Origin of the sequence: Streptomyces sp. NPDC059567 (assembly GCF_042735655.1) — a bacterium.
In the GTDB taxonomy this organism is placed as follows: Bacteria; Actinomycetota; Actinomycetes; order Streptomycetales; family Streptomycetaceae; genus Streptomyces.
This window is the reverse complement of the sequence record NZ_JBHWBS010000004.1, coordinates 122,528-134,819: the sequence shown is the minus strand read 5'-3', so window position 1 is coordinate 134,819 and position 12,292 is coordinate 122,528. Positions and strand designations below refer to the sequence as shown.

Annotated in this window: 10 protein-coding genes; 8 read left to right on the top strand and 2 right to left on the bottom strand. The window is 72.2% G+C overall.

All coding sequences use genetic code 11. The features are described 5' to 3' along the window. Positions 1 to 28: 28 nt before the first annotated feature. Together ACFVZW_RS03910 and ACFVZW_RS03905 are read right to left on the bottom strand one after the other, a co-directional pair. A complete protein-coding gene (locus ACFVZW_RS03910; protein WP_384516327.1) occupies positions 29 to 1,423 on the bottom strand; it encodes an NAD(P)/FAD-dependent oxidoreductase in 1,395 nt (464 codons plus the stop codon). After that, positions 1,413 to 1,694 carry a ferredoxin gene (locus tag ACFVZW_RS03905; protein ID WP_384516324.1) on the bottom strand — a complete coding sequence of 94 codons (282 nt, stop codon included), beginning with the start codon at positions 1,692 to 1,694 and terminating at the stop codon, positions 1,413 to 1,415. Before ACFVZW_RS03905 ends, ACFVZW_RS03910 begins: the two co-directional genes overlap by 11 nt. Before the next feature lie 283 nt (positions 1,695 to 1,977). Here ACFVZW_RS03905 and ACFVZW_RS03900 point away from each other — a divergent pair, with 283 nt between their 5' ends. The 8 genes from ACFVZW_RS03900 to ACFVZW_RS03865 all read left to right on the top strand — a co-directional run. Then, complete coding sequence (locus ACFVZW_RS03900) at positions 1,978 to 3,012, top strand: GNAT family N-acetyltransferase (RefSeq protein WP_384516321.1); 1,035 nt, start codon at positions 1,978 to 1,980, stop codon at positions 3,010 to 3,012. Between the two features lie 90 nt (positions 3,013 to 3,102). Next, complete coding sequence (locus tag ACFVZW_RS03895) at positions 3,103 to 3,999, top strand: oxygenase MpaB family protein (protein ID WP_384516318.1); 897 nt, start codon at positions 3,103 to 3,105, stop codon at positions 3,997 to 3,999. Then, positions 3,981 to 6,245, top strand: a complete 2,265-nt coding sequence (locus ACFVZW_RS03890; protein ID WP_384516315.1) for a tetratricopeptide repeat protein — start codon at positions 3,981 to 3,983, stop codon at positions 6,243 to 6,245. The genes ACFVZW_RS03895 and ACFVZW_RS03890 overlap by 19 nt, the downstream gene beginning before the upstream one ends. A gap of 42 nt (positions 6,246 to 6,287) precedes the next feature. Then, complete coding sequence (locus tag ACFVZW_RS03885; RefSeq protein ID WP_384516312.1) at positions 6,288 to 7,826, top strand: phytoene desaturase family protein; 1,539 nt, start codon at positions 6,288 to 6,290, stop codon at positions 7,824 to 7,826. A 158-nt stretch (positions 7,827 to 7,984) separates the two neighbouring features. Next, positions 7,985 to 9,016: an L-threonine 3-dehydrogenase gene (gene tdh, locus ACFVZW_RS03880; protein ID WP_384516309.1), complete on the top strand. Its 1,032-nt coding sequence runs from the start codon at positions 7,985 to 7,987 to the stop codon at positions 9,014 to 9,016. Positions 9,017 to 9,174: 158 nt separating this feature from the next. Further along, entirely contained in the window at positions 9,175 to 10,374 is a 1,200-nt protein-coding gene (locus ACFVZW_RS03875; RefSeq protein ID WP_384516306.1) for a glycine C-acetyltransferase, read from the top strand. 25 nt (positions 10,375 to 10,399) lie between these two features. Further along, entirely contained in the window at positions 10,400 to 11,308 is a 909-nt protein-coding gene (locus ACFVZW_RS03870; RefSeq protein ID WP_384516303.1) for a LysR family transcriptional regulator, read from the top strand. Positions 11,309 to 11,432: 124 nt separating this feature from the next. Continuing rightward, positions 11,433 to 12,292, top strand: an 860-nt coding sequence (locus tag ACFVZW_RS03865; RefSeq protein ID WP_384516300.1) for a proline iminopeptidase-family hydrolase, incomplete at its 3' end; no start/stop codon positions are given.

Genomic DNA, 12,292 nt, shown 5'->3' with positions numbered 1-12,292 from the left:
CGGGACGAGAGGGCCGGACGGGCGTCGGTCAGCGATGGGCCGGGGTGAAGACCAGCTGTTGGTCAGTGGGCGAGTAGCCGCTGAGGGTCACCGTCGGGCCATGGGTCGGCAGGGACGGGTCGGGGAACTCGGCCGGGACCGGCTTGCGGCCCTCGGGCCGCCGGTCCACCGTCGGGAACTCCACGGGGAACGGCGCGCCCGTCTCGATCAGGCGCTGGTAGAACTCCAGCCACCGCGAGTTGTCGAAGCTGACGGCCGCGATGACGCGGCCCTGATGGCCGTACACCCCGATGAAGCGCCGCTCGCCCGGCGAACCCTGGGTGAACATGATCTCGTCGCCCATCGAGGGCACGCCGACCGACTTGATGTTCACCCCGAACTGGGAGGACCAGAAGGAGGGCACCCCCATGTGGGGCCGCCGCTCCGCGCTGACACTGATCATGTTGTGCGCGGCGACCTCGGCCTGCGTCACGGCGTTGCCCCAGTGCTCCAGGGACAGGAACTGGTAGTTGAACAGGGCGTTCGGAGAGCGGGCGACATCACCGGCGGCGTAGACGTCGTCCGTGACGATGCCCCGGATGTCGAAGGCCCGGCAGCCGGCGTCGCAGGCGATACCGCGGGGGCCGGCGCCGAGGCCGGACCCGGCCAGCCATTCCGTGTTGCGGATCGCTCCGAGCGAGACGACCACGACATCCGCCTCGACCACGCTGCCGTCGGAGAGATGCGCCGCCCGCACACGGCCCTCCGAATCGCCCTCCAGGGCGGTGACCGTGACGCCCGTACGCAGATCCACGCCGTTCTCGCGATGCATGTCCGCCGCGACCGCACCGATCACGCCGCCGAGCGCACCCACCAGCGGAGCGTCGGCACGTTCCGTCACGGTGACGTCGATGCCCCGGTCCCGGCAGGCCGAGGCGATCTCCGAACCGGTGAACCCGGCGCCGACGACCAGGACCCGACGGGGCGAGGCCGCCATCCGGCGGTGGAGGCCGACCGCGTCGTCACGGGTCCGGAGCGCGAAGACCCCGTCCAGCTGGGCTTCCGCCTCGTGCGGCCAGGGCCGGGCGCGGACCCCGGTCGCGATCAGCAGCCGGTCGTACTCCACCGCGTCCCCGTCGGCCAGGAGCACGCGCTTGGCCGCCATGTCCAGACCGCTCGCCGCGACACCGAGCCGCCACGTGGCGTCGAACTCCCGGCGCCGGGGGAGCTCGGTGTGGGCCGGCGATGCCTTGCCCAGCAGGACCGCCTTGGACAGCGGGGGCCGGTCGTACGGCTCGTACGGCTCGTCCCCGATCAGGGTGAGCGAACCGGCGAAGCCCTCCGCTCGCAGCGTCTCCGCCGCCCGCAGACCCGCGAGCGAAGCCCCCACGATCACGATCCGGCCCTCGCGCCTGAGCCACGCGTGGAAATCGTCAACGGCCATCGAACGGCCCCTGCCCGGGCCGAACGGCCTGCGCGGAGCGAGCGGACCGGCCGGGACGCCCTGAGGTGTGATGGGCTTCCGCCAGACCCTCCGCTGTGATCGCCCGCACCGGACAGGCCGCGACGGCGCGCGCCACCTTCTCCCGATGCTCGTCCTCGGCGTGGGGGTCGTAGACGAGCGACTCCTCTCCGTGCATCGTGAACACCTCGGGCGCGAGGAAGGCGCACTGCGCGTACCCCTGGCATCTGTTGAGATCGACGACAAGCCTCATCAGTGCTCCGGTCTTCCGCGGCCAGGTCCCAGGAAGCCAGGGTTCGACAGCGGCCTCGGACAGCGGTCATCTCCCCCCGGACCAGCATGGAAGCCGCAGCATGGTTCGCGCTCGCCGAGGACCGCCGAAGGAGTGGCCCGCCGTGCGACGAGCGGTGGGCACACGGGCGGAGGTCATGCGGTCGTGACGGCTCCGTGTCTGCGTCGGGGCCACCAGAACCTGGTCGCTTCGGCGGGCTGCGGCACGGCACACTGTGCGGGTCCATCGCGCGAACGGAGATTCGATGTCCGACCCGAACGACCTGACCGATCCGGCCGATCCGGCAGGTACCGACGCCCCGACGCATCCGGCGTACCCGGTCCGGACGAAGCGGCTGAGCCTGCGCCCCGTGCGCGAGGACGACCTCGAAGCGATCTACGCCCACCGCTCGTTGCCCGAGGTCGCGCTCTACCTGCCGCACGAGCCGCACACCAGGGACGTGACACAGCAGACGCTGGAGCGCCTGATCTCCGGTGAGGCGCTCGCCACTCCCGGTGACTGGCTCGGGCTGGCCGTGGAGAACGAGTCGGGGCGGGTCGTCGGCGAGGTGTTCCTCCGGCGGGAGCCCGACGAACCGGCCACCGGCCAGGTCGGGTTCGCGTTCCACCCTGACGTGCACGGCACGGGCATGGCCACCGAGGCGGTCACGGCGGCGCTCGACATCGCCTTCGAGAGCTTCGGCTGGCACCGCGTCATCGGGATCTGCGACGTACGCAACGTCGCGTCCGCGGCCCTCATGCGGCGCATCGGGATGCGCCACGAGTCCGTTCTGCGTGACGGCACCTTCCTCAAGGGAGCCTGGTGCAGCGACTCGGTGTTCGCCGTGCTGGCCGGTGAATGGCGCAAGAACGCGCCGTCTGCCCAGGAGCGCGCCGTCGACAAGGTGGCCACCACGTTCCTCTCCGCGTTCACCCGCCGCGAGGGAGAGCCGGTCAGCCTGGACGCGGCCCGGGCCGTGCTCGCACCCGAGGCGGTGATCGAGTTCGTGGCGCAGGACGGGCAGGTGACCCGGATGGACGTCGACGAGTTCCTGGTGCCCCGTCAAGCCTTTCTGAACGGATCCGAGTTGACCGACTTCGAGGAGTTCGAGGTCAGCTTCTCCACCGTCGTCGTCGCGGGACGCGCGCTGCGGTCCTCGCTCTACCACAAGCACGGCGTCCGCGACGGTGTGCCCTTCGCCGGATGGGGACGCCAGCACTTCGAGCTCGCCGCCGACGCCTCGGGCGACTGGCTCATCCGCTCCCTCACCTGGACCGACGATCCCGAGGTGAGGAACTGAGGGGCCACGCTCAGGTTGCCCACCCCGTCGCCTGACTCCGACCCCGCTTCGTGGGGTCGATCCGGCGGCAGCACCCGTAGCCTGAACGGTATGAGGCAGGACGCCGATCCCGGGCTCTTCGGTCCCGATTCCGTCACCTGGCAGCTGCACGGCGACCCGGTGATGTGGATCGCCGGCGTCCGCGCTCTCTATCTGCAGGCACTGCACCCCGTCGCCGTGCGCGGCGTGATGATCAACAGCGACTTCAGGAAGGACGCCTGGGGCCGGCTCCTGCGCACGGCGAACTTCGTCGGCACGATCAGCTACGGCAGCACCGATGCCGCCGAGGCGGCCGGCGCCCGCGTGCGGAAGATCCACCGGCTGCTCGGCGTCGACGACCCCGAGCTCCTGCTCTGGGTGCACTGCGCCGAGGTCGACTCGTACCTCTCCGTCGTCCGTCGCTCCGGCATCCCGCTCACCGACGCCCAGGCCGACCGCTACATCGACGAACACCGCGCGTCCGCCCGGCTCGTCGGGCTCGACCCGCGCGAGGTGCCCGCCACCGCGGGCGAGCTCGCCGACTACTTCGACGACGTACGGCCGCGGCTCGCCGCCGGCGAGGACGCGCGGACCGTCGACGCGTTCCTGCGCCGTCCCCCGGTCAAACCCGCCCTGCGTCCGGCGCGCGAGATCGTCTGGCGGCGCATTGCCGCACTCGCTTACGGCGCGCTGCCTCCCTACGCCCACGCGCTGTACGGCCGGCCCGCACCGCCGCCGGACACCGTCACGCATCAGCTCACCGTGGCGGGAAACCTGCTGCGCTGCATCCCGGCACGGATGCGCTGGCGGCTTCCGCCAGGTCACATCTTGAACGCGATGGCCCGTCTGGGACCCGCCACGCGCCCCGCCCCGTACAAACTCCGCAGCCAGACGGCCATACTGGACGAGCCGGGGAGGGCGCAGCGAATCGACGGGGGCGACAGCACGCGATGGCGGAAACCAGGCTGATCCAGGGCCGGTACCGGCTGCACGACGTGATCGGACGCGGGGGCATGGGCGAGGTGTGGCGCGCCACCGACGAGTCGCTCGGGCGCCGCGTCGCGGTCAAGTGCCTCAAGCCGCTGGGACCGCAGCAGGACGCGAACTTCGTGAAGGTGCTGCGCGAGCGCTTCCGCCGCGAGGCGCGCGTCGCCGCCTCGCTCCAGCACCGCGGCGTCACCGTCGTGCACGACTTCGGCGAGTCCGACGGTGTCCTCTTCCTCGTCATGGAGCTCCTGGAGGGCCACAACCTCAGCCAGCTCCTGGAGGAGAACAAACAGCACCCGCTGCCGGTGCCGGACGTCGTCGACATCGCCGAGCAGGTCGCCGACGCCCTCGCCTACACCCACCGGCAGGGGATCGTGCACCGCGACCTGAAGCCGGCCAACATCATGCGGCTCGGCGACGGCGCCGTGAAGATCTGCGACTTCGGGATAGCGCGACTGGGCGCCGACATCGGCTTCACCTCCCGCCTCACCGGCACCGGCATCGCCATGGGCACCCCGCACTACATGTCTCCCGAGCAGATCAGCGGCGGCGAGGTCGACCACCGCAGCGACCTGTATTCGCTGGGATGCGTGCTGTACGAGATCGCCACCGGCGCCCCGCCCTTCGACCTCGACGACGCGTGGGCCGTCCTCGTCGGCCATCGCGACACCCCGCCGGAGCCGCTGCGCACGCACCGCGCCGAACTCCCCGACTACCTGGACCGGATCGTCCTCGACCTGCTCGCCAAGACGCCGGAGGGGCGGCCCACCGACGCGACCGACCTGCGCCGTCGGATCGTCTCGGCACGGACCGGACCGGACCGGGTGTCCGCGGAGGTACGGGTACCGGAGGCGGCCGCGCCCCGACTCCCCTCCTGGGCCAGTCGGATGACCCACGGCCACCGGGCCACCGCCGCCTCCCTCGCGCTGCGGACCGTGGCCTTCGACCCGGCCGTCGGGCTCACGGGGGAGTGGACCGCCGCGTCACGCGTCCTGCCCGCTCCGGACCGTGGCGTCCCGCGGTCCACCCCGTCCCCCGCATCGCCCGCGCCGGGCTTCGTCCCGCGGTCCACGCCGTCCCCCGAACTCCTCGCCGTCCTCGCCAGCCGGCACAAGGCCGGGCTCAGTCTCGGTCGGCTCGGCCGCTGGGAGGAGGCGGAGGACGTGCACCGGTCCGTCGCCGAGGACCGCGAGCGGGCCCTCGGGCCCGACCACCCGGAGACCCTCACCAGCCGGTACGAACTCGGCTTCACGCTCAGCCGGCTCGCCCGCCCCGCCGACGCCCTGCGTGCCTTCGCCCGGGTCGCCGAGGCGCGCGAGCGCGTCCTCGGACCCGACCACGCCGACACCCTGGCCGCGCGCCAGGAGACGGCGTACGTGCTCGGGCGCCTCGGGCGGCACTTCGAGGCGCACCAGGTGTACGCGGCGGTGCTCGCCTCCCGCGAGCGGACGATGGGCCCGGACCACCCCGACACCCTGCGCTGCCGCCACAACCTGGCGTTCAACCTCGGGCGGCTCGGGCGTCTGGACGAGTCGTACCGGATGGCCCGGGAGGTGGCCGAGGCGCGCACCCGGCTGCTCGGCGACGAGCATCCCGACACGCTCGTGACCCGCTACGAAGTGGCGTACACCCTCGGTCAGTTGGAGCGCTGGCCGGAGGCGCTCGCGACGTACCGGGACGTCGCCTCCGCGCGCGGTTCCGTCCTCGGTCCCGACCATCCCGACACCCTCGCGGCCCGCTACGAGGTCGGGATCTGTCTGGGCCGGCTCGGCAGGAGCGCCGAGGCCCTGGAGCTCTACCGCGACCTGGTCGACGCCCGTACCCGCGTGCACGGCCCGGACGACCCCGAGACGCTGCGCGCCCGCCACGGCCTGGGAGTCAACCTCGGCCGGCTCTCCCGCTGGGAGGAGGCCGTCGAGGAGGCTCGGGACGTGTGCGCCATCCGCGAGCGCGTCCTCGGCGCCGACCATCCCGACACGCTCGTCAGCCGCCGCGAGATCGCCGTCGGCCTCGGCTGGCTGGCGGACTGGGCGGCCGCCCTGTCGGTCTACCGCCAGGTCGCCGACGCCCGGGAGCGGGTCCTCGGCGCCGACCACGCCGACACCCTGGCCAGCCGCCACGACGAGGCCCACTGCCTGGAACAGCTCGGCCGCCACGCGGAGGCCGTCGACCTCTACCGGCGCGTCGCCGCGCTGCGCCGGACGGACGGGGAGCGGAACACGTCCTAGACGCGGGGTTCCGCGGGCGATCTTCGCGTGCTAGCAAGAGACATGACCGCACAGCGCTCGTACGACGCCGTCATCGTCGGTGGTGGCCACAACGGACTGGTCGCCGCCGCCTACCTGGCCCGCGCCGGACGCACCGTCCTCGTCCTGGAACGCCTCGGCTCCACCGGCGGGGCCGCCGTCTCCACACGGCCCTTCGACGGCGTCGACGCCCGGCTCTCCCGGTACTCGTACCTCGTCTCGCTCCTGCCGCCGAAGATCGTGCGCGAGCTGGAGCTGCGTTTCGCCGTGCGGAAACGCTCCATCTCCTCGTACACCCCGAAGGGCGACAGCGGGCTGCTCGTCGGCGGCGGCGCCGACCGCACCCGTGCCTCCTTCGCCGCGCTCACCGGCTCCGACCGGGAGTACGAGGCGTGGCAGGCGTTCTACGGCCGCACGGGCGAGGTCGCCGAGCGCGTCTTCCCCACGCTCACGGAGCCGCTGCCCACCCGTGAGGAGCTGCGCGCCCGGGTGGCCGACGAGACCGCCTGGCGGATGCTCTTCGAGCAGCCCATCGGCGTCGGTGTCGAGGAGAACTTCACCGACGACCTCGTCCGCGGTGTCGTCCTCACCGACGCGCTCATCGGGACCTTCGCCGACGCCCACGACCCCTCGCTGCTCCAGAACCGCTGCTTCCTCTACCACGTCATCGGTGGCGGTACGGGGGACTGGGACGTTCCCGTCGGCGGCATGGGAGCCCTCACCGACGCCCTCGCGGACGCCGCCCGTGCGGCGGGCGCGGAGATCCGCACCGGGCACGAGGCCACCCGGATCGAGACCGACGGCACCCGCGCCGAGATCACCTACCGCACGGCGGAGGGCGAAGGCGTGGTCGCGGCGGAGCACGCACTGGTGAACGCCTCCCCGCAGGCGCTCGCCGCCCTGCTCGGCGACACACCCCCGCCGGCCGCCGAAGGCGCCCAGCTCAAGGTCAACATGCTCCTCACCCGGCTCCCGAGGCTCCGGGACCGGTCCGTCGACCCGCGCGAGGCCTTCGCGGGCACGTTCCACATCGCCGAGGGGTACGGGCAGTTGGCCACCGCGTACGCCGAAGCCGCCGCGGGCCGGCTGCCGAGCGCGCCGCCCTCCGAGATCTACTGCCACTCGCTGACCGATCCGAGCATCCTCGGCCCGGAACTCGCCGAGCGGGGCTACCAGACCCTCACGCTCTTCGGACTGCACACCCCCGCCCGGCTGTTCGCCGCCGACAACGACACCGCCCGCGCGACACTGCTCAAGGCGACGCTCGCCGAGCTCGACGCCGTACTGGACGAGCCGCTCGCCGACTGCCTCGCCGTCGACGCGGAGGGCCGGCCGTGCATCGAGGCCAAGACCCCGCTCGACCTCGAACGCGATCTGCGGCTGCCCGGCGGCCACATCTTCCACCGCGACCTCTCCTTCCCCTACGGGGACGAGGGCACCGGCCGCTGGGGCGTCGAGACCGCGCATGCCAACGTCCTGCTCTGCGGCGCGGGCGCCGTCAGGGGCGGCGGAGTGAGCGGCATCCCCGGCCACAACGCGGCGATGGCCGCGCTCGGGCGATGACGGCCGGACCCGGCGTGAAGCTCACCTGTGGCCGCGCTTAAGAAAACCTCGATGGACCCCGATGCAGGACATACGGAAGATTCTCTTCGAGGATCTTGGGCGCGAACCCGTGCCCGAACCCCGTAGGTCACTGGACACGCACGTCGGGAGCCAAGGCATTGAAGGCGCTGGTCAAGCAGAAGGCGGAGCCGGGACTCTGGCTCACGGACGTACCGGAACCGGAGATCGGCAGCGGAGACGTACTGATCAAGGTCAAGCGCACCGGAATCTGCGGTACGGACCTCCACATCCGCTCCTGGGACGGCTGGGCGCAGAAGACCATCGCCACGCCGCTGACCCTCGGCCACGAGTTCGTGGGCGAGGTCGTCGAGATCGGCCGTGACGTCGCGGACATCGTGGTCGGCGACCTGGTCAGCGGCGAGGGGCACCTCGTCTGCGGCAAGTGCCGCAACTGTCTGGCCGGCCGCCGCCACCTCTGCCGCGCCACCGTCGGCCTCGGTGTCGGCCGCGACGGCGCGTTCGCCGAGTACGTCGCCCTGCCGGCGTCCAACGTCTGGGTCCACCGCGTCCCCGTCGACCTCGACGTCGCCGCGATCTTCGACCCCTTCGGCAACGCCGTGCACACCGCGCTGTCCTTCCCGCTGGTCGGCGAGGACGTCCTCGTCACCGGCGCGGGCCCGATCGGCATCATGGCGGCGGCGGTCGCCAAGCACGCCGGTGCGCGCAACGTCGTCATCACCGACGTCAGCGAGGAGCGCCTCGCGCTGGCCCGCAAGGCGGGCGTCTCGCTCGCCCTGAACGTCGCCGAGCAGACCATCGCCGACGGCCAGCGCACGCTGGGCCTCAAGGAGGGCTTCGACGTCGGCCTGGAGATGTCCGGCAACCCGCATGCCATGCGCGACATGGTCGCGAACATGACCAACGGCGGCAAGATCGCCATGCTGGGCCTGCCCAGCGAGGACTTCTCCGTCGACTGGGCGAAGATCGTCACCTCCATGATCACCATCAAGGGCATCTACGGCCGCGAGATGTTCGAGACCTGGTACGCGATGTCCGTGCTCCTGGAGGGCGGACTCGACCTCGCCCCGGTGATCACCGGCCGCTACGCGTACACCGACTTCGAGGCCGCCTTCGACGACGCCGCGTCCGGCAAGGGCGGCAAGATCATCCTCGACTGGACCCTTTCTTAGGGCTCGGTTCCCCTCCGGGGCACTCAAGCCGGGCTCACAGGCCCGTACGTGCTCGCCCCCCTCGTTCCTCGGGGGGCTGCGCGCGCTCGGACCTGTTCCGCCGGCCGCGCCCCTTCGGATCACTCGCCCTCGGACCTCCCCACCCCTGAAGGAACCCCATGTTCGACTCCGTACGCGACGACCTCCGCACCACCCTCGACGAGATCCGCGCCGCCGGACTGCACAAGCCCGAGCGCGTCATCGGCACGCCCCAGTCCGCCACCGTCGCCGTCACCGCCGGGGGACAGCCCGGTGAGGTGCTCAACTTCTGCGCCAACAACTACCTCGGCCTCGCCGATCACCCCGAGGTGATCGCTTCCGCCCACGAGGCGCTGGACCGCTGGGGCTACGGCATGGCGTCCGTGCGCTTCATCTGCGGTACGCAGGAGGTGCACAAGGAGCTGGAGGCTCGGCTGTCCTCCTTCCTCGGCCAGGAGGACACGATCCTCTACTCCTCCTGCTTCGACGCCAACGGCGGTGTCTTCGAGACGCTCCTCGGCCCCGAGGACGCCGTCATCTCCGACGCCCTCAACCACGCCTCCATCATCGACGGCATCCGCCTCTCCAAGGCCCGCCGCTTCCGCTACGCCAACCGCGACATGGCCGACCTGGAGCAGCAGCTCAAGGAGGCCACGGAGGGCGGCGCCCGCCGCAAGCTGGTCGTCACCGACGGCGTGTTCTCCATGGACGGCTACGTCGCCCCGCTCGACGAGATCTGCGACCTGGCCGAGCGCTACGACGCCATGGTGATGGTCGACGACTCGCACGCCGTCGGCTTCGTCGGCCCCGGCGGCCGCGGCACCCCCGAGCTGCACGGCGTCATGGACCGCGTCGACATCATCACCGGCACCCTCGGCAAGGCCCTCGGCGGCGCGTCCGGCGGCTACGTCGCCGCCCGCGCCGAGATCGTCGCCCTGCTGCGCCAGCGCTCCCGCCCGTACCTCTTCTCCAACACCCTCGCCCCGGTCATCGCCGCCGCCTCCCTCAAGGTCCTCGACCTGCTGGAGTCGGCCGGCGACCTGCGCGACCGGCTGCGTGCCAACACCGAGCTGTTCCGGACCCGCATGACCGCGGAGGGCTTCGACATCCTCCCCGGCGACCACGCGATCGCGCCCGTCATGATCGGCGACGCCTCCGAGGCCGGCCGCATGGCGGAGCTGCTCCTGGAGCGCGGCGTGTACGTGATCGGCTTCTCGTACCCCGTCGTCCCGCAGGGCCAGGCCCGCATCCGCGTCCAGCTCTCGGCGGCCCACTCCACCGAGGACGTGAACCGCGCGGTGGACGCTTTCGTCGACGCCCGCGCAGCCCTGCGGAGCTAGTCCCGCGGCCTGCGACACTAGGGGCATGATCGAAGCGCGGCGGCTGCACATCCTCCGGGCGGTGGCCGACCACCGCACGGTCACGGCGGCTGCCGCCGCGCTCTATCTCACCCCCTCCGCGGTCTCCCAGCAGCTCGCGGCCCTGGAGCAGGAGACCGGTCACCGGCTCGTCGAGCGCAACGCCCGAGGGGCGCGGCTCACCCCGGCGGGCGAGATCCTGCTCAGCCATGCCAACGCAGTCCTCGCCCAGCTGGAGCGCGCCGAGTCCGAGCTCGCCGCCTACGGCTCCGGCGAGGCGGGCACGGTCACGGTGGCGGCCTTCGCCACCGGCATCGGCCTGGTCGTCGCGCCGGCGATCACCGGCCTCGCCCGCACCTCGCCCGGCATCCGGGTGCGGGTGCGGGACGCGGAGGGCGACGAGAGCCTGCTGATGGTCCTGGACCGGCAGGTCGACGTGGCCGTCGCCGTCGAGTACCGGGGCGCGCCCGGCGAGGACGACGCCCGGCTCACCCGCGTACCGCTCTACGCGGAACCCTTCGACGCCGTCCTGCCCCCCGGGCACCCGTTGGCGGCCGGCGACCGGGTCGCCCTCGCCGACCTCGCCAAGGACGCCTGGATCGGGCAGTCCGCCGGCAATCCCTGCCACGACGTGACCGTCCTGGCCTGCGAGTACGCCGGCTTCGAACCCCGGCTCGAGCACTGCTCCGACGACTTCCGCGCTGTGGTCGCCCTCGCCTCGGCAGGGGCGGGCGTGGCGCTCGTGCCCCGTTCGGCGCTGAGCGGCATGGCCCCCGACGCGGCGGTGATCCGGCCGGTCGACGGCGTGGCCCCCACTCGCCGCGTCTTCGCCGCGGTGCGGCGCGGGGCCGAGGACCACCCCCTGATCAGCCCCGTGCTCGACGCCCTGCGTGCGGCCGCCGATCCGGCCGGCTGACCGACGTCACCCGGGTGGCCCCGGTCGCGTCCGAGACCGACGCCGGCGACGGCGCATCGCGTGGCGCCTCCGCCCCCGGCCTGCTCATGATGGGAAGGAACCCCGGATCTCCCCAGGAGGCTCCATGCCCGTCACCGAAGGCACCGTGCCGTTCCGCGGCTTCCACACCTGGTACCAGGTCGTGGGCAGGCTGCCCGGTCCCGGAGGGAAACTCCCGCTCCTCGTCGTGCACGGCGGCCCCGGCCTGCCGCACGACTACCTGGAGGACCTCGCGGCGCTCGCCGAGGACGGTGGGCGTGCCGTGGTCTTCTACGACCAGCTCGGCTGCGGCAGGTCCGACAAGGCGGACGACCCCGCCCTGTGGACGCTGGAGACGTTCGTGGCGGAGATCGACGCCGTACGGAAGGAGCTCGGGCTCGACCGCCTCCATCTCCTCGGCCACTCCTGGGGCACCCAGGTGGCGCTCGCGTACATCCTCGGCAGGCCGTCCGGGGTGGCCGGCCTCGTCCTGGCGGGCGTCGTCGCCGACGCTCCCTCCTACGCCGCCGAGGCGCGGCGGCTGAAGGACTCCCTGCCCGCCGAGGTGCGCGAGGTCATCGACCGGTGCGAGGCGGAGGGGACGACCGACGACGATGCCTATCTGGGCGCCACCATGGCCTTCTACCAACGGTGGCTCTGCCGTCTGGACCCCTGGCCCGAACACCTCGTGCGTTCCGTCCTCACGATGCGGGAGGAGGTGAACGCGGCACTCTGGGGCCCGGAGTGGAACGTCACGGGCAGTCTGAAGGACTGGAGCGTCACCGACCGCCTGGGGGAGATCGACCTCCCCGTTCTGGTGACCTCCGGCCGCTACGACATGGTGACCCCCGACGTGGGGGGGGGCGGGGGGGGGGGGGGTAAACACGGCGAGGTGTGGGGGCTCTTGTTAATGAGAGACAAGTTACGAACGCGGTGGCGGGCTAAAACCAAAAGCAAAATGATTGT